Here is an 18,323-nt window from a genome sequence, read left to right as displayed (position 1 = left end):
CAGACAGCGTTCACTCCTCCCGGTTGAGGACGGCGAATCCGGTGAAGATCCGGTCGAAGTGCGTGACGGCTGCGTTCTCGATCGTCGTCTCGTCGGTGTCCGCCGACGTGGTGCCAGCGCTTGCGTCCGATCCGTCGGAGTCAGAGGCGCTGCCGTCCGAGCTGGATCCGTCAGAGCTGGATCCGTCAGAGGAGCTCCCGGAGTCGGCGCTGCCGCTCTGATTACCCTGCATTCCGTTGGCCTGTCCGCCGGGCATGCCTCCGCCGTTCGATTGTCCTCCGGGCATTCCGCCGCCATTCGACTGTCCGCCGCCATCCTGAGCACCGCCCTGTTGGCCGCCCATTCCACCGGGTCCGTTCTGGCCTCCCGGCCCCTGACTCGTCCCCGAATCGTTCGTCGCCATAGCCGCCGATGCACCGATCGCTCCTCCGGCGAGACCGCCGACGACGAAGAGAGCCGATCCGGCGAGCACTGCGGGGATGAGCGGGACGCGTCGCTTCTGCTTACGTGGTCCCTCGGAACCGCCGGACTGGGCGATCGGAGCGGACCGGTCATAGGGGTTCACCCACGGCCGCTGTCCCTCCGGGCTTCCGGCCCGCGGATCGGGTGCCGAGCGGGTCGTCTGCTCGCCCCATTCGTTCGCCCTGCCCTGGACTCCCGGATCCGATTGCATCGCCCAGTTGGGTCCGGCATGAGGTCCTGCCGTGCCCTCCTGAGCTTCGACCCTACGGGTGCTGTCTGCGGCGTTCGGGCCCGACGCTGTGTTCTCCGCGTGGTTGCGGTCCGGATCGGGGTTCTGGTCGGGGTTCTGGTTCTCGGTCATGGAATCTCCTCTGGTTGTCGGTGATTCCACTCTCCGCCGACTCGCTGTAGCCCCTCCCAGTCGTGCCTGTGGCCAACCTGTGCGACTCGCCTCAGGCGGCAGGCAGGCGCAGCTCGAAGCTCGTACCAGCGTCCGTGGTCGACATCGAGATGCCGCCGCGCATGAGTTCGACGAGTCCGGCGGCGATCGACAGTCCCAGCCCCGAGGAACCTCCCTTGGCTCCGTCCTGCCGTGCCCGCGAGGGGTCTCCACGCACGAAGCGGTCGAAGACCCGGTCCCGGATCTCGGGCGGAATGCCCCCACCGTCGTCGCTGATGCGGATCGCCACGACATCGCTGGGCAGCTGCCCGGAGACCGGCTTCCGGGCCGCCAGTGCCTCGACGTGCACGCTGGTGCCCGGGGGCGTGTGCACACAGGCGTTGGTGAGCACGATCGACACGACCCGACGGACCTGATCGGCTGCTCCGCGCACCTCGAGGGCCTCCGGGGGAACATCGAGGGAGATCGAATGGTCGGGATTGACCACATGGGCGTCCTCGACGAGTTCGACGAGCAGGGAGGAGACGTCGACGGTGTCCTCCCTCGTCGGCTGGCGGCCGGCTTCGAGTCGGGCGAGGAGGAGGAGATCATCGACGAGGGAGGACATCCGCATCGCTCCTGAATCGATCTTGCCCAAGGAGGTGGCCACCTCGGCGGGCAGATCATCACGGTACGGGCGGGTGAGGTCGGCCCAGCCGCGGATCGTCGCGATCGGAGTGCGCAGCTCATGGGAGGCGTCGGCGACGAAGCGGCGCATCTGCTCCGTGCCGCGGTAGCGCTCTTCGAGGGCGGAGCCGACGTGGTCGAGCATCCGATTGACCGAGGCTCCCACATCGCCGACCTCCGTGCCCGGCACCGCCAGCTCGGCGGGAACCCGCAGCGCGAGCTCGGGTTTGCCGGCGCTCAGCTCCAGGTCGGCGACCTCCCTGGCAGTGCGGGCGACGTCGCGCAGGTCCCGCAGCTGGCGGTGGATGATCACCGCCATGAGCGCAGCCGTGGCGATGACGCCGATGAGGACGACGAACGCGGTCGTCCAGGCGGTGCGTTCGAGCGCGGAGTCCACGCTGCCCTGCGGGACACCGTAGACGGTGGTGGTTGCGCCGTCATCGAAGGCCACGACCCGGTAGGCGCCGAACCCGGGCACCCGCACGGACTCATGGGCGGATTCGCCGCCGTGAGCATCGACGTCGAGCAGGGCATCGATCGCTTCGGCGGACAAAGAGCGCGGACGGGTCAGCCCCGCCTCGGCGATGAGCCCCTCTCCCCCGTCGCCGGAATCGACGACGACGAGAGCTCCGTCGCCGACCCCCGGCTGGAAGAGATAGCGCAGAGCCGAATCGACCGCCGCCACCGAGTCGTCGCCCCCACCGGAGGTGCCCGGATTGCCGCTCGTCCCGGGGCCCGCACCGGGGCCGTCACCCGAGCGTGCATGCGAGGTCATCGACGTCAGCTGGGCGTCGAGGTCGGTCATCAGAGATCCGCGCACGCTCAGCCAGGAGGCGGTGCCGATTCCGGCGCCGACGAGGAGGAGGACGAGACCGGCGAGGACGATGAGCCTCGTCTGCAGCCGCCAGCGACGCAGAGTCACTGTTCCGCCCGCATTATGTAGCCGGCCCCGCGCTTCGTGTGGAACAGGTTCGGCAGGTCCGGGAACGGCGCGTCGATCTTCTTCCGCAGATAGGAGACGTAGAGTTCGACGATGTTGCCGTTGCCGCCGAAGTCGTAGTCCCACACGCGGTCGAGGATCTGGGCCTTCGACAGCACCACCCGCGGATTGCGCATGAACAGCAGCAGCACCTCGTATTCGCGAGCCGTCAGCTCGATCGGATGACCGGCGCGGGTGACCTCGTGGGAGCGTTCGTCGAGTTCGAGGTCACCCACGCGCAGCACATCATCCTCATCGACCGGACCGTTCGAGGCCCCCCGGCGCAGGCGCACCTCGATCCGGGCGATGACCTCATCGAGGTTGAACGGCTTCGTCACGTAGTCGTCCCCGCCCAGCCGCAGACCCGTCAGCCGGTCATCGACCTCGTCTCTGGCAGAGAGGAAGACCACCGGAGTGTCGATGCCCTCGGCTCGGATCTTCTCGATCACGGCGAACCCGTCAAGGTCGGGCAGCATGACGTCGAGGACGATCGCGTCGAAGCGTTCGCTCCTGGCCAGCGCCACGGCCTCGCGGCCGGTGCCGACTCCCTCGGCTTCCCAACCTCTGACGTGGCAGGCCATGACGAGGAGCTCGGAGAGGTTCGCCTCGTCGTCGACGATGAGGATGCGCGCCGGCGGATTCGCTGTCGGGTTCATAGCTCGATTATCCCCTCAACCCGCACTGAGATCGTAGAGCGAAACGGAGTCGACGGTCGTCACCTCATAGTTCGCCTCCACCCAGGCCGCGATCTGGGACGAGGCGGAGTCCTCGTTCCCGCCGCCTGGACCCTGACCGCCGCCGGAGCCCGATCCGATGTAGTAGTGGATCTTGCCGTCGGCCACGAGCTGTTTGAACTCGGCGAGGGTGGGCGATGGATCGGTGCCGTTGAACCCGCCGATCGCCATCACGGGCTCTTCGAGCGCGAGTTGGTATCCCGCCGCCTGATTCGCCCCCGTCGTCGCAGCCGCCCACGTGTAGTCCGCGGCATCCTCTTCGAGCAGCTGCGTGAGTTCGTCGGAGGGTTCGGAGGCGCCCAGCAGACCGCCCATCCCGCCTCCTCCGCCGGGCATCCCCCCGGTACTGCCCCTGCCGGCTTCGGAATTGCGTGTCCCACCGGGCGTGCCACCGGTCGTGCCATCCGTGCCGCCGAGGCCTCCGCCGGGTCTGACGCCGCCGCCGGGCATTCCGCCACCGCCGGGTCCACCGCCCATGCCCGAGCTCGTGCCGGCGATCGTGACGATCGATCCCTGCGTCGTCCCGGCGATCGTGCGCACGGCCAGCTGAGCCGGAATCGCAGCGCTGCCGAGGATGGCCAGCGCGACGAGCACCGAGGCGAGCGCCGTGCCGATCCGCCGGTGCGCGGTAACGATGAGGACCAGAGCGCCGAGGATCGAGACGATGAGCACGCACCAGCGCAGAACGCCCGGGACCCCGGTCATCTGCGAGCTGATGATGAACTGCCACGCTCCGGTCAGGGCCCAAGCCACCGCCAGCAGCAGACGTGGGAGGAATCCGTCACGGGCGAGCAGCACCGCGACGCCGAGGCCGATGACGGCGGCGATCGCGGGAATGAGCGCAACCGTGTAGTACTCGTGGACGATCCCGTTCATATTCGACAGCACGAGCCACGTGACGATCAGCCATGCACCCCACATGAGCAGTCCCGCGCCGAGGCTGCCCCCGCCGATTGCGCCGGACGCGCGCACCGCGAGGCCGGCGTCCTTCTCACCGTCCGTGACGGTGTCCGGGATGGTGTCCGTCGAACGTGTTCCGGTCGGAACGGTTCCGTCCGTGACGGTGGGGACACGGCGACGGCGGGCCGCCTCGGCGAGGATGAGGAGAACGATCGTCACGATCAGGAGGAACAGTGCGGTGGGCAGGAACCACGACACCTGCTGGCCGAAGCTGCCGGTGAACAGGCGGGTGACGCCCGTCTCGCCCCATCCGCCGCCCTGGCCGCCGCCTCCTCCGCCGACGGACCCGGTCTCGTTGCCGGTCAGCCGTCCGAAGCCGTTGTAGCCGAAGGTGAGCTCGAGGAAGGAGTTCGACTGCGAGCCGCCGACGTAGGGTCGGGAGCCTGCAGGGGTGAGCTCGACGAGGGCGATCCACCAGCCGGCGCTGACGATCATCGACCCGAGCGGGACGAGCAGCCACAGCAGACGGCGTGGCCAGGAGGTGCGGGCGAAGAGCACCCAGGACACAGCGAGGCCGGGGACGATGAGGAGGACCTGGAACTGTTTGGTCAGGAACCCCAGGCCGAGGCAGACTCCGGCGAGGATGAGCCAGCCGGCGATGCGGCGGGACGGGCGTCGCCGGTGGGCCTCGGTGAGCGTGCGCAGGGCGTGCTGGGTCGCGACGACCGCACCGATCATCAGGGTCACGAGCAGCGCGTCCGGGTTGTTGAACCGGAACATCAGCGCCACGACCGGGGAGACGGCGAAGATCACGCCGGCCCCCAGAGCGGCGGCCTTCTCAAGCCCTGGTCCGACATGGGACCGCAGGCTCAGCCGCACCGAATGGACGATCAGGAGCACACTCACCCCGGCCAGGAGGACCTGGGGCAGGAGCATCGAGAACGAAGATAAGCCGAAGACCCGGGCGCTCAGGGCCATCAGCCACAGGGAGGCCGGGGGTTTGTCGACGGTGATCGCGTTCGCCGAGTCGAGGGAGCCGAAGAGGAACGCCTCCCAGTTCTCCGATCCGGCCTGCACAGCCGCCGCATAGAAGGAGTTCGCCCACCCGTTGGCCGTGAGGTTGGCGAGGAACGCCGCGATCGTGCCGAGTGTGAGCACGGTGAGTGTGATCGGGTACCAGTGCCGTCGCAGTCCGCGGGTGCGGGCATATCGGGTGGGGGTCTCAGACATGGTCGCTGTCCTTGTCGTTCGGGAGCGCCGTTCCGGCTGCAGCAGTCGTGGTGGCGGGGTGGACGCCCTGGTGGGAACCGCGGGCGAAGACCCATGTGCGCATGAGCACGAACCGGACCACGGTGGCGGCGAGGTTCGCCGCCGTCAGCACGGCGAGCGTGCCGACAGTTGCCCAGGGTCCGGAGAATCCATCTGCGACGGCCAGACCTGCCGAGGTGAAGGCCAGGCACAGGCCGAAGGCCGCCAGACCCTTCAATTGGGAGGTCAGTCGGCGGTGCGGGGATCTCACCCCGAAGGTGTGGCCCCGGTTGAGGGCGGTGTTCGCGATCGTCGAAAGGAGCAGCGCAATGATGTTCGCCGTGGGTTCCGAGACGAATTGGATGCCGAGGAGGAACAGCACGGCGTAGAGCACGGTGCTGATGATCCCCACGTCGATGAAGTGGAGGATCTGCGCCCCGGTGTTCGGTGCCGGGACTTCGTGACTGGTCCGGATGCGTCCGCCCGTGCGCAGCCGGACGATGCCCTTGATGTCCTTCCACGCCGTGCTGACCACGTCGACGGAGGAGTCGGGGTCATCCGTCCAGTCCGTGCCGAACTCGTGGATGCGGTACCCGGCCCACTCGGCGAGAGCGAGCAGCTCCGTGTCGAAGAACCACTCGCTGTCCTCGACCTGCGGGAGCAGGTCTCTCGCCGCACGCTGCGACAGCGCTTTGAAACCGCATTGAGCGTCGCTGAACCTGACACCGAGGCTGAGCTTGAGCAGTCGGTTGTAGCAGCGGGAGATGATCTCGCGTTTGATGCCCCGCTCGACCGCAAGACCGGGCTGCAGACGGGACGCGATGGCCACATCGGCCAGTCCCGAGCGGATCACCTCGACCATCGGCTCGAGGACTCGGATATCGGTGGCGAGATCGACATCCGTATAGGCGACGATATCCGCCGTCGAGGACTGCCACACCCGGGACAGTGCGCGCCCGCGGCCTTTCTGCTCGAGCCGCACGTATTCGACGTTCGGGTGTTCGGCCGCTAGCGCTGCGGCGATTCTCGGGGTCGAATCGGTGCTCGCATTGTCGGCGATGATGATCGTGACCTCGATTCCGCGACCGGTATCGGCGGCGAGGAGAGTCTCGATCGAGACGGCCAGCGAAGCCTCCTCGTTGTAGACCGGGACGACGAGGTCGACGGTCGTGCGCGTTCGCAGGGACGGGGCTGCTGGGTGCGCTGCGGGCTGGTTCCCGGCGCTGCTCTCGTATCTCATGGAGACCACATTCGCGTCCCTGCTTAGGCCCACCATCGGTCGCAGCTGTGGCCCGGCTGTGGACGGGACGACACGACACAGCGCCCTGTCCGACCGCCTCGGCGGAAGGCCCGGTCCGTGCGGGTGATTCCCGCTACACTGGTGGCCATGGCCGAAGATGACTCCCCTGCCCCGAAGCGCCGGATCCGTGCCTCCGACAAGGACCGGGACGAGGTCCTCTCCGTGATCACGGAGGCGGTGACGAACGGACGCCTCGACCCCGAGGAGACCGCGCAGCGGCAGGATGATGCCATCTCCGCGAAGTTCCTCGACGACCTCATGCCGCTGATCGACGATCTGCCGGAGGGCCACCGACTCCACCAGAGGCTCGCCCGCCAGACCGGTCATGATCAGGAATCGGGCCCGGGGTCGGCTCTGCAGCGACGGGGACCGGCCGAGCTCAGCCCGGCCGTCGATCCTGGTTCCGCCCCACCCACGAACTCGGTGGCCATCATGTCCGGTCGTGAGATCGACGTGGCACCCGGCACCGGACAGGTCACCACATATGCGCTCATGGGCGGGGACAATATCGATCTGTGCGCCGTCATGGGACCGGGTGTGACTGTCGAGCTGGTCTCCTACTCTATGTGGGGCGGCAACGACATCTACGTCCCGCCGGGTGTGCGCATCCGCGACGAGACGATCAACATCATGGCGGGCAATGAGGTCCGTCAGTCCGCGCGGGGCGACGGATCGAACGGCACCGTCGTCCTCAAGGGCTTCTCACTCATGGCCGGACACGATGTCCATCTGGCCAAAGGCTACCGAGCAAAGGATCAGGGTCAACTGGAATGAAGATCGGCGTACTCACATCGGGCGGAGACTGCCCGGGCCTCAACGCTGTCATCCGCGGCATCGTCCGCAAGGGAATCCGCACCCACAACGCCTCATTCGTCGGCATCCGCGACGGCTGGCGTGGCCTGCTCCACGACGACATGTTCGATATGACCATGCTCGATGTCCGAGGCCTCTCCGGGCGCGGCGGCACCATCCTCGGCACCTCACGCACCCACCCGTATGAGGACGGCGGTCCCGAGCGCATGCGCGAGGTCATGGCCGCCCACGGCATCGATTCGCTCATCGCCATCGGCGGCGAAGGCACACTCGCAGGGGCCTCGCGTCTGGTCAACGAGGAGGGTCTGCACATCGTGGGCGTGCCTAAGACCATCGACAACGATCTCGGCAACACCGACTACACCTTCGGCTTCGACACCGCTCAGTCCATCGCCACGGAGGCGATCGACCGGCTGCGCACCACCGCCGAATCGCACCACCGCTGCATGGTCATCGAGGTCATGGGACGCAACGTCGGTTGGATCGCCCTGCACGCGGGCATGGCTGCGGGTGCCCATGCGATCCTCATGCCCGAGTTCCCCGTCGACTTCGACCAGATCGCCGAATGGGTGACCTCGGCCAAAGATCGCGGACGCGCACCGATCGTCGTCGTCGCGGAAGGGTTCGTTCCCGAGGGGTTCGATTCCCAGGTCGCCGACCACGGCGTGGACAACAAGGGCCGCGTCCGCCTCGGCGGGATCGCGAACTACCTCGCTCCGAAGATCGAAGAGATCACCGGCATCGAATCCCGAGCCACAATCTTGGGACACCTGCAGCGAGGCGGCTCCCCCACTGCGTACGACCGCGTACTGTCCACGCGGCTAGGCATGGCGGCGGTCGACCTCGCCCAGCATGGCCACTGGGGGAAGATGGCCAGCCTCAAAGGCACGGACATCGTCTCCGTGGAGATGTCCTCGGCCGTGCACAGTCTCAAATCGGTGCCGCTGCATCGCTGGGAAGAGGCGCAGGTGCTCTTCGGCTGAACGCTCGCGACATCTTCATCGAGAAACGGGTGGAGTGTCGAGATACGGGCACACGCCCGTGTTTCGACACTCCACCCGTTTCTCGATGCCGCAGACATGAATGGCGGGAGGGGCACCCACCGAATGGTGGATGCCCCTCCTGTCTGCCTTACGGCCGGGAGATCAGCTGATCAGCTGAATGCTCCGTAGTCGTAGTCTTCCAGCGGGATGGCGGAACCGGAATCGGCTCCGATGCCTGCGTAGAAGTCGCCGTAGCTGTTGGTGAACATCTCGGCCTTGGCCTCTTCGGTCGGCTCCACCACGAGGTTGCGGTGGGTCTGCAGGCCGGTGCCGGCAGGGATGAGCTTACCGAGGATGACGTTCTCCTTCAGCCCCATGAGCGTATCGGACTTGCCTTCCATGGCCGCCTCGGTGAGGACGCGGGTGGTCTCCTGGAAGGACGCGGCCGACAGCCACGACTCGGTGGCCAGCGAAGCCTTCGTGATGCCCATCAGCTCGTCACGAGCCGATGCCGGCTGGCCGCCTTCGGCGACCACACGACGGTTCTCCGCCTGGTAGCGGCCGCGGTCGACGAGCTCACCGGGCAGCAGGTTCGTATCGCCCGACTCGATCACGGTCACGCGACGCAGCATCTGCCGCACGATGACCTCGATGTGCTTGTCGTGGATGCCCACGCCCTGCGAACGGTAGACCTTCTGAACTTCCTCGACGAGGAAGCGCTCGGCCTCACGGCGACCGCGGATGCGCAGCACCTGCTTCGGATCGACGGCACCGACGATGAGCTGCTCTCCGGCCTTGACGTGCTGACCGTCCTCGACCATGAGACGGGCACGCTTGGACACTGCGTGCTCGATCTCTTCGCTGCCGTCATCAGGGGTGATGATGACGAAGCGGGTCTTGCGGCTGTCGTCGATCTTCGCCCGTCCGGTCGCCTCGGCGATGGGGGCGAAGCCCTTCGGTGTGCGAGCTTCGAAGAGCTCGGTCACACGCGGCAGACCCTGCGTGATATCACCTGTCGAAGCGGCGGCACCACCGGTGTGGAACGTACGCATCGTCAGCTGGGTACCGGGCTCACCGATCGACTGTGCTGCGACGGTGCCGATGGCCTCGCCGATGTCGACGAGCTGGCCGGTCGCCATCGAGCGACCGTAGTGCTCGGCGGAGATCTGCGCATCGGAATCGGCAGTCAGCACGGAGTGGACCTTGAGCTCCTCGATGCCGTTGGCCACGAGCATGTCCACCACTGCACCGGTGACATCGGACTTGGCCGGAAGGAGCACATTGCCCTCGGCGTCGGTGACATCGGAGACGGTGAGACGACCGTAGACGCTGGTCTCGGCGTACTCGTGCGGAACCAGGTTGCCCTCGTGATCGCGTTCGGCGATCGGCAGGGTGATGCCCTTGTTCGACTCGGCCTCTGCCGCGCGGATGATGACATCCTGCGAGACGTCGACGAGACGACGGGTCAGGTAACCGGAGTCAGCGGTACGCAGAGCGGTATCGGCCAGACCCTTACGAGCACCGTGCGAGGCGATGAAGTACTCGAGCACTGCGAGTCCCTCACGGTAGTTCGAGACGATCGGTCGCGGGATGATCTCACCCTGCGGGTTCGTCACCAGTCCGCGCATACCGGCCAGCTGACGCACCTGCATCCAGTTACCGGAAGCACCGGACTCGACCAGACGCAGCACCGAGTTCTCCTCAGGGAAGTTCGTACGCATGATCTGGTCGACCTTCTCGGTCGTCTCCGTCCACAGCTTGACGAGCTCGTTGCGGCGCTCGTCGTCGGTGAGTGCACCGAGTTCGTACTGCTGCTGGACCTTCGTGTCGATGACCTCGGCATCGTTGATGATCTCGGTCTTCGCCTCGGGTGAGACGACGTCCGACATCGCGATGGTGATGCCCGAGCGGGTGGCCCAGTGGAAGCCGCCGGCCTTGAAGTTGTCCAGCGTGTGTGCGACCTCGACCTTCGGGTACTCCTCGGCGAGGTGGTTGACGATCCGGCTCAGGGCCTTCTTGTCGATCGTGGAGTTCACGAACGCGTAGTCGGCAGGCAGGTATTCGTTGAACGTCGCGCGGCCCAGGGTGGTCGCCACGTCCAGCGGTTCGCCGGCCTCCCAGCCCTCGGGAAGCTCCATGTCCGCGTTGGGAACGACGTCTTCCAGGCGGATGGTGATCGGCGAACCGAGGTCGAGCTCTCCGCGGTCGAAGGCCATGATGGCTTCGCCCATGCCGGAGAACGCACGGCCCTCGCCGGCCAGTCCCTTGCGCTCGGAGGTGAGGTGGAACAGACCGATGATCATATCCTGCGAAGGCATGGTCACGGGCTTGCCGTCCGAGGGCTTGAGGATGTTGTTGGCCGAGAGCATGAGGATGCGGGCCTCGGCCTGCGCCTCGGGGCTCAGCGGCAGGTGCACAGCCATCTGGTCACCGTCGAAGTCAGCGTTGAACGCCGAGCAGACGAGCGGGTGCAGCTGGATGGCCTTACCCTCGATGAGCTGCGGCTCGAACGCCTGGATGCCCAGACGGTGCAGGGTCGGTGCACGGTTGAGCAGCACGGGGTGTTCGGTGATGACCTCTTCGAGGACGTCCCACACCTGCGGATGCTGGCGCTCGACCATGCGCTTGGCCGACTTGATGTTCTGAGCGTGGTTGAGATCGACCAGGCGCTTCATCACGAAGGGCTTGAACAGCTCGAGAGCCATGGTCTTCGGCAGACCGCACTGGTGCAGGTGCAGCTGCGGACCGACGACGATGACCGAACGGCCCGAGTAGTCCACACGCTTACCGAGCAGGTTCTGACGGAAGCGTCCCTGCTTGCCCTTGAGCATGTCCGACAGCGACTTGAGCGGGCGGTTGCCCGGTCCGGTCACCGGACGTCCGCGACGTCCGTTGTCGAACAGCGAGTCCACGGCCTCCTGCAGCATCCGCTTCTCGTTGTTGACGATGATCTCGGGAGCACCGAGGTCGAGCAGACGCTTGAGGCGGTTGTTGCGGTTGATGACGCGACGGTAGAGGTCATTGAGGTCCGAGGTCGCGAAGCGTCCACCATCGAGCTGCACCATCGGGCGCAGCTCCGGCGGGATCACCGGAACGACGTCGAGGACCATGCCCTCGGGGTTGTTATCGGTGGTCAGGAACGCGTTGACGACCTTGAGGCGCTTGAGCGCACGGGTCTTGCGCTGTCCCTTGCCGGTGGCGATGAGCTCACGCAGCTTCTCGGCTTCGCCTTCGAGGTCGAAGTCGATGAGGCGCTTCTGGATGGCTTCGGCACCCATGGCGCCGGTGAAGTACAGACCGAAGCGGTGGAACATCTCGCGGTACAGGCTCTCGTCACCTTCGAGGTCGTTGACCTTGAGGTTCTTGAACCGGTCCCACACCTGCTCGATACGGTCGACCTCGCGGTCGGCGTTCTTGCGCAGCTTGTCCATTTCCTTCTCGGCGGTGTCCCGCAGCTTCTTCTTGGCCTGGGCGGTTCCGCCTTCGGCCTCGAGTGCTGCGAGATCCTCTTCGAGCTTCTTGGCACGACGGTCGATGTCGGCGTCACGGCGGGTGCCGATCTGCTGCTTCTCGACGTCGATCTTGTTCTGCAGGCTGGGCAGATCACGGTGACGGGAATCCTCGTCGACCGAGGTGATCATGTAGGCCGCGAAGTAGATGACCTTCTCGAGGTCCTTCGGAGCCAGGTCCAGCAGGTAGCCCAGACGCGAGGGCACGCCCTTGAAGTACCAGATGTGGGTGACGGGAGCGGCGAGCTCGAGGTGGCCCATCCGCTCACGACGCACCTTGGCACGGGTCACCTCGACGCCGCAGCGTTCGCAGATGATGCCCTTGAAACGGACTCGCTTGTACTTTCCGCAGGCGCACTCCCAGTCACGGGTGGGACCGAAGATCTTCTCGCAGAAGAGTCCGTCCTTCTCCGGCTTCAGGGTGCGGTAGTTGATGGTCTCAGGCTTTTTCACCTCACCGTGTGACCAGCCGCGGATGTTCTCCGTGGTGGCAAGACCGATGCGCAGTTCATCAAAGAAATTGACGTCAGGCACGTAAATCCTCTTTCCTGGCGATGAACGAATCGTTCATCAAAAAGTTGTGTCGGTTGAAGTGGAAGTACTCAGACTTCTTCTACGGTCTGTGCTTCGCGGCGGGAGAGGTCGATGCCGAGCTCTTCGGCGGCGCGGTAGACCTCGTCCTCCGACTCGCCCATCTCGACATGGCCTCCGTCGGAAGACAGGACTTCGACGTTGAGGCACAGGGACTGCATCTCCTTGATGAGGACCTTGAACGACTCCGGGATTCCCGGGTCGGGCAGGTTCTCACCCTTGACGATGGCTTCGTAGACCTTCACACGGCCTGGGATGTCATCGGACTTGATCGTCAGAAGCTCCTGCAGGGTGTAGGCGGCGCCGTAGGCCTCGAGGGCCCAGACTTCCATCTCACCGAAGCGCTGACCACCGAACTGCGCCTTACCACCGAGCGGCTGCTGGGTGATCATCGAGTACGGTCCGGTCGAACGCGCGTGGATCTTGTCGTCGACGAGGTGGTGGAGCTTGAGCATGTACATGTAGCCGACCGAGATCGGGTACGGGAACGGCTCACCGGAGCGTCCGTCGAACAGCTGGGCCTTGCCCGAGGAGTCGATGAGGCGGTCCCCATCGCGGTTCGGGGTCGTCGAATCCAGCAGTCCGCGCAGCTCCTGCTCGTGCGCACCGTCGAAGACCGGGGTGGCCAGGTTGGTGCCGGCCTCGGCTTCGCGAGCGGCGTCGGGCAGCTCGGCAGCCCATTCGGGGTTGCCCTCGATCTTCCAGCCCTGCTTCGAGATCCATCCGAGGTGAACCTCGAAGACCTGTCCGATGTTCATACGACGGGGAACACCGTGCGGGTTGAGGATGACGTCGACAGGGGTGCCGTCGGCGAGGAACGGCATGTCCTCGACCGGCAGGATCGTCGAGATGACGCCCTTGTTTCCGTGACGGCCGGCCATCTTGTCACCGATGGTGATCTTGCGGCGCTGAGCCACGTAGACGCGAACCATCTGGTTGACGCCGGGCGAGAGCTCGTCGTCGTCCTCGCGGTCGAAGACGCGCACACCGATGACGGTGCCGATCTCGCCGTGGGGAACGCGCAGCGAGGTGTCGCGGACCTCACGGGACTTCTCACCGAAGATCGCGCGCAGCAGGCGCTCTTCCGGGGTCAGCTCGGTCTCACCCTTCGGGGTGACCTTGCCGACGAGGATGTCACCGTCGGTGACCTCGGCGCCGATGCGGATGATTCCGCGATCGTCGAGGTCGGCCAGGGCATCGGGCGAGATGTTCGGGATGTCCCGAGTGATCTCTTCGGCACCGAGCTTGGTGTCGCGCGCATCGACTTCGTGCTCTTCGATGTGGATCGAGGAGAGCACATCGTCCTGGACGAGACGCTGCGAGAGGATGATCGCATCCTCGTAGTTGTAGCCTTCCCAGGACATGAACGCCACGAGGAGGTTCTTGCCCAGAGCCATCTCACCGTTCTCGGTGGACGGTCCGTCGGCGAGGACGGTGCCGGCCTCGACGCGGTCGCCTTCGTCGACGAGGATGCGCTGGTTGTACGAGGTGCCGTGGTTCGACCGCTTGAACTTCGCCGCCTTGTAGGTCAGCTGGGTTCCGTCGTCGGCGAGCACAGTGACGTAGTCGGCCGAGACCTCGGTGATGACACCGGACTTCTCAGCGGTGATGACATCGCCGGCGTCGACGGCGGCACGGTATTCCATGCCGGTGCCAACGACCGGGGATTCGGCCATCACCAGCGGCACGGCCTGACGCTGCATGTTCGCACCCATAAGGGCGCGGTTGGCGTCGTCGTGCTCGAGGAACGGAATCAGAGCCGAAGCCACAGACACCATCTGACGTGCGGAGACGTCCATGAAGTCGATCTGGTCATGCTGGACCAGTTCGGCCTCACCGCCGCCGCCCTTCGGGCGTGCCAGGACCTCGACCTCAGCGAAACGCTGGTCGTCGGTCAGCGGTGCGTTGGCCTGGGCGATGTTGAACTCGAGTTCGTCATCGGCGGTCAGGTACTGCGTCTCATCGGTCACGACACCGTCGACGACCTTGCGGTAAGGCGTCTCGATGAAGCCGAAGGGGTTGATGCGGGCGTAGGACGCCAGCGAACCGATCAGACCGATGTTCGGGCCTTCGGGGGTCTCGATCGGGCACATGCGGCCGTAGTGCGAGGGGTGCACGTCACGGACTTCCATGGCAGCACGGTCACGCGAGAGACCGCCGGGTCCCAGTGCGGAGAGACGGCGCTTGTGGGTCAGACCCGCGAGCGGGTTGTTCTGATCCATGAACTGCGAGAGCTGCGAGGTGCCGAAGAACTCCTTGATCGCAGCCACCACGGGGCGGATGTTGATCAGGGTCTGCGGGGTGATCGCCTCGACGTCCTGAGTGGTCATGCGCTCACGCACGACGCGCTCCATCCGGGACAGACCGGTGCGGATCTGGTTCTCGATGAGCTCGCCGACGGCACGGATGCGGCGGTTGCCGAAGTGATCGATGTCGTCGAGCTTGACGCTGATCTCGACCTCTTCGCCGTCGCGGGTGCCCTTGGCCGTGTCCACTCCGGCGTGCAGAGACACGAGGTAGCGGATGGTGGCGACGACGTCCTCGGTGGAGAGCACCGAGTCCGACAGCGGGGCTTCGACGCCGAGCTTGCGGTTGACCTTGTAGCGGCCGACCTTGGCCAGGTCGTAGCGCTTCGGGTTGAAGTACAGGTTGTTGAGCAGGTTGCGAGCGGCCTCAGCGGTCGCAGGCTCTGCCGGGCGCAGCTTCTTGTAGATGTCGAGCAGCGCTTCGTCCTGCGTGGTGACGGTGTCCTTGGCCATCGTCTCGCGGATCGATTCGAACTCGCCGAACTCTTCGAGGATCTTCGCTTCGGACCAGCCGAGGGCCTTGAGCAGAACAGTCACGGACTGCTTGCGCTTGCGATCGAGGCGAACACCGACCTGGTCGCGCTTGTCGACCTCGAACTCCAGCCAGGCACCGCGGGACGGGATGATCTTCGCGGTGAAGATGTCCTTGTCCGTGGTCTTGTCGACGCTGGATTCGAAGTAGGCGCCGGGCGAACGCACGAGCTGGGAGACGACGACGCGCTCGGTGCCGTTGACGATGAACGTGCCCTTGTCGGTCATGAGGGGGAAGTCACCCATGAACACGGTCTGGCTCTTGATCTCGCCCGTGTTGTTGTTCATGAACTCGGCGGTGACGTACAGCGGCGCCGAGTAGGTCATATCGCGTTCCTTGCACTCATCGATCGAGTACTTGGGAGCTTCGAACCGGTGCTCGCGGAACGACAGCGACATGGATCCGCCGAAGTCTTCGATCGGCGAGATCTCTTCGAAGATGTCTTCGAGTCCCGAGGTGGTTGCGACTGAGTCGTCCCCGATCTCGATGGCCTCGGCGACGCGGTCCTGCCACGCCTCCGATCCGATCAGCCAGTCGAAGCTGTCCGTCTGCAGACCGAGCAGATCGGGAACCTCGAGGGGCTCGCGAATCTTCGCGAAGGAAATTCTCTTGGGGGGATTAGCGGTCCTGGTGTTGTCGTTGGCGGCGGCCAATTGGTTCCTTCCGAGTGCTTCACCATCTGATACTTCGTCTGCCCACTCGCTCCGGCGACGTCCGGACATCCACGACATATACGGGGTGTGTCAGATTTCGACTCCCGGCGTCGGCATGGTTCACTTGAGTGGAAATGCTGTGCCCACCGCTATATGAAGGCACACCACAGGCAGAACGATGCAAATATCAAGCTTATAGCATCTGGTCAAGTCTGGCAAGACGACGGTTTCAGTGCAGATTCTTCGTCCACATCCCCACCCAGGCCCACGTGGCGAATCCCGCCTGATCGTTGATCGCCAGCATCCACGAATTCTCCACCGCGTTCCACGTGTACACCCGGTCGACCGCCGTGTTCTCGGCGAGACTGCGATGATTGGCGATCTTGAGCCTGGCACCGAGGCGGTGGCCACGATGCTCGCTCAGCGCCAGAGTTCCGCCCTGCCACCCGACGGTCGGCCGATCGGCCGAGTGTCCGACCTGCGTGTATCCCGCCGGCTCCCCGTCGAGGAGGGCGAGCGCCGTGGCCATGGTTTCGCCTTTTGCTTCCTTCTCTGCGTCGAGGGCCCTCACCCGCTCACCGTCCCAGGTCTCCTCTCCCCCGAATTTCGCTGCTCCCGGCACGTCGGTGCTCAGCCGGCGCTTGCACAGTGCGATGTGCTCGAGCCGCTGTTCCGGGACCGGACCTCGCCATGTCTCGATGACGTAGCCGTCGGCCTTGGCACCGAGGTCGAGCTCGGCCGCAGTGGCGGTCGGAGCGACCGAGCAGCGTTCGATCTGGGCGAGCCCGTATCCGCGAGCGCTGAGGAACGACACTTCAGGCAGAGCCACCGGCAGCGTCCCGGCACCGGTCGCGGCGGCAAGATGGGCCCCGCGCAGATCGGCAGTTCTGACAGACCCCGGGATCTCACAATAGGTCGACAGCGCGGTCCGTCCGTCTGCCGCCAGATCGGACTCCATCTGCTCGAGCAGGGCCGCGCCCAGTCCTCGTCGGCGCAGATCGGGTCGGACCGCGCACCAGAGCTCTGCAGTGTCGGTGTTGCTCGTCAGACGCAGGTCGGCAGTGCCCCTGGCGACGATGTCTCCGTGGTTGCGACCGATCCAGGTGAGCGTGGCCCGGTACTCGCTCCTGCTGGTCAGCGAGTGCCGCAGTTCTTCGGGAATCGGGTCGAAGTCCTCCCCCAGCCCGGATGCTCGATTGATGACAGTGTCGAAAGCCAGCAGCTCGGGTATCAATGCCTCGATTGCCGCCGGGTTGCCGTGTCCGGACCTGATCCGAGTGATCTCCATCTGTGGCCTCTGTCGTCGCTGATGGCCGCCTCGCATTGCAATGTCTCCTTCGCGCATCGTCGCGCTGACAGCCGGTGGGAGACATTCTAGACTGCGACCATGACACGAGTGAGTATCCTCAGCTTCGATCCGGCCGCAGTCAACTGCGGAATCATCGTCGGCACCGATCGCTCTCTGCTCGTCGACGCGGGCCCCGGCCCCGCGGCCGCCGCACATCTGGTGGAGCGGGCGGGCCGCCTCGGCGAGGAGATCGGAGGCAGCCATCCCCGCGCGATCGAGCTCGCGATCACCCATGATCATTGGGATCACTTCTTCGGCGCCGCCGCAGCCGTCTCCGCCGGGGTCACCGCCGTGTACGCATCGTCATCGTTCGCCGCCGATCAAGAGGCCACGGCCTGGATCGCTCTCGACGGAGTCGCGGTCGGTGACTTCCCGGCTGAATATCGATCGAGCCTACCCACGGATCCCGGTGAGCTCATCGTCGACGTCTCGCCCGTCGATCCGACACCCGGTGATGTGTGGCACCTCGACCTCGGTGGCTGTCCGGTCGAGTTCCATGTGCTCGGAGGACATTCGACGGCCGACCTCGTCGTCCGACTGCCCGAGCTCGGCATCGTCTTCACCGGCGACCTCGTCGAAGAGGCGGATGCACCTCAGGCCGGGGCCGATGCTTCCTTGAGCGAATGGGCATCGAGCCTGCACACCCTGCTGGCGTTTCCTGAGGCGAGGACCTTCGTTCCCGGTCACGGGACCCCGGTCGACCGTGATTTCGTTTCCCGTCAGCTCGCCGATATCGAGGGGATGAGGGTCGATCAGGGAGACGCCGAGGTGGCTCTGCCCGCCCGCTCCATGCCGGGTGATCATGATCGGACGATTCCCCGAGAGCACCGCCTGGTCTGATTCCGGACCCGCCTGAGCAACGGTCGGACGTGCACTGACTGAGTGGACTCAGCCGGCCG

At 65.6% G+C, this 18,323-nt stretch carries 11 protein-coding genes; 3 read left to right on the top strand and 8 right to left on the bottom strand.

Going from position 1 to position 18,323, the window contains the following annotated elements:
* Window positions 1-10: 10 nt before the first annotated feature.
* The 5 genes from ACVZTU_RS05745 to ACVZTU_RS05725 form a co-directional block, all read right to left on the bottom strand.
* On the bottom strand, window positions 11-823 hold the full coding sequence (locus tag ACVZTU_RS05745) for a hypothetical protein (RefSeq protein WP_446655861.1): 813 nt from the start codon (window positions 821-823) through the stop codon (window positions 11-13).
* 91 nt (window positions 824-914) lie between these two features.
* Window positions 915-2,450: a sensor histidine kinase gene (locus ACVZTU_RS05740; protein WP_139468559.1), complete on the bottom strand. Its 1,536-nt coding sequence runs from the start codon at window positions 2,448-2,450 to the stop codon at window positions 915-917.
* Window positions 2,447-3,163, bottom strand: a complete 717-nt coding sequence (locus tag ACVZTU_RS05735) for a response regulator transcription factor (protein ID WP_139468560.1) — start codon at window positions 3,161-3,163, stop codon at window positions 2,447-2,449. Before ACVZTU_RS05735 ends, ACVZTU_RS05740 begins: the two co-directional genes overlap by 4 nt.
* Window positions 3,164-3,178: 15 nt before the next feature.
* A complete protein-coding gene (locus ACVZTU_RS05730; RefSeq protein ID WP_482401566.1) occupies window positions 3,179-5,371 on the bottom strand; it encodes an ArnT family glycosyltransferase in 2,193 nt (730 codons plus the stop codon).
* A complete protein-coding gene (locus tag ACVZTU_RS05725) occupies window positions 5,364-6,629 on the bottom strand; it encodes a glycosyltransferase (RefSeq protein ID WP_482401565.1) in 1,266 nt (421 codons plus the stop codon). Before ACVZTU_RS05725 ends, ACVZTU_RS05730 begins: the two co-directional genes overlap by 8 nt.
* A 147-nt stretch (window positions 6,630-6,776) precedes the next feature.
* On the opposite strand from ACVZTU_RS05725, the gene ACVZTU_RS05720 reads away from it, so the two are divergent.
* A complete protein-coding gene (locus tag ACVZTU_RS05720; RefSeq protein WP_139468562.1) occupies window positions 6,777-7,463 on the top strand; it encodes a DUF1707 SHOCT-like domain-containing protein in 687 nt (228 codons plus the stop codon).
* Window positions 7,460-8,485: an ATP-dependent 6-phosphofructokinase gene (locus ACVZTU_RS05715; protein WP_139468563.1), complete on the top strand. Its 1,026-nt coding sequence runs from the start codon at window positions 7,460-7,462 to the stop codon at window positions 8,483-8,485. Before ACVZTU_RS05720 ends, ACVZTU_RS05715 begins: the two co-directional genes overlap by 4 nt.
* 170 nt (window positions 8,486-8,655) lie before the next feature.
* On the opposite strand, the gene ACVZTU_RS05710 is transcribed toward ACVZTU_RS05715, so the two are convergent.
* From ACVZTU_RS05710 to ACVZTU_RS05700, 3 genes are all read right to left on the bottom strand, one after another.
* Entirely contained in the window at window positions 8,656-12,528 is a 3,873-nt protein-coding gene (locus ACVZTU_RS05710; protein WP_482401564.1) for a DNA-directed RNA polymerase subunit beta', read from the bottom strand.
* A 68-nt stretch (window positions 12,529-12,596) separates the two neighbouring features.
* Window positions 12,597-16,076, bottom strand: a complete 3,480-nt coding sequence (gene rpoB / locus ACVZTU_RS05705; RefSeq protein ID WP_139468565.1) for a DNA-directed RNA polymerase subunit beta — start codon at window positions 16,074-16,076, stop codon at window positions 12,597-12,599.
* Window positions 16,077-16,305: 229 nt separating this feature from the next.
* On the bottom strand, window positions 16,306-17,364 hold the full coding sequence (locus tag ACVZTU_RS05700) for a GNAT family N-acetyltransferase (protein ID WP_482401563.1): 1,059 nt from the start codon (window positions 17,362-17,364) through the stop codon (window positions 16,306-16,308).
* A gap of 99 nt (window positions 17,365-17,463) precedes the next feature.
* On the opposite strand from ACVZTU_RS05700, the gene ACVZTU_RS05695 reads away from it, so the two are divergent.
* A complete protein-coding gene (locus ACVZTU_RS05695) occupies window positions 17,464-18,264 on the top strand; it encodes an MBL fold metallo-hydrolase (RefSeq protein WP_139907292.1) in 801 nt (266 codons plus the stop codon).
* Window positions 18,265-18,323 lie beyond the last annotated feature (59 nt).

The organism is Brevibacterium sp. OS20, from assembly GCF_056837565.1.
The sequence above is the reverse complement of the archived record's forward strand: the minus strand, read 5'-3'. Positions and strand labels throughout refer to the sequence as shown.

What these genes read in the sequence shown, in the direction of transcription:
- ACVZTU_RS05745 (WP_446655861.1), bottom strand. Translation starts at nt 823, where the DNA reads ATGACCGAGAACCAGAACCCCGACCAGAACCCCGATCCGGACCGCAAC.
- ACVZTU_RS05735 (WP_139468560.1), bottom strand. Translation starts at nt 3,163, where the DNA reads ATGAACCCGACAGCGAATCCGCCGGCGCGCATCCTCATCGTCGACGAC.
- ACVZTU_RS05730 (WP_482401566.1), bottom strand. Translation starts at nt 5,371, where the DNA reads ATGTCTGAGACCCCCACCCGATATGCCCGCACCCGCGGACTGCGACGG.
- ACVZTU_RS05725 (WP_482401565.1), bottom strand. Translation starts at nt 6,629, where the DNA reads ATGAGATACGAGAGCAGCGCCGGGAACCAGCCCGCAGCGCACCCAGCA.
- ACVZTU_RS05720 (WP_139468562.1), top strand. Translation starts at nt 6,777, where the DNA reads ATGGCCGAAGATGACTCCCCTGCCCCGAAGCGCCGGATCCGTGCCTCC.
- ACVZTU_RS05715 (WP_139468563.1), top strand. Translation starts at nt 7,460, where the DNA reads ATGAAGATCGGCGTACTCACATCGGGCGGAGACTGCCCGGGCCTCAAC.
- ACVZTU_RS05700 (WP_482401563.1), bottom strand. Translation starts at nt 17,364, where the DNA reads ATGGAGATCACTCGGATCAGGTCCGGACACGGCAACCCGGCGGCAATC.
- ACVZTU_RS05695 (WP_139907292.1), top strand. Translation starts at nt 17,464, where the DNA reads ATGACACGAGTGAGTATCCTCAGCTTCGATCCGGCCGCAGTCAACTGC.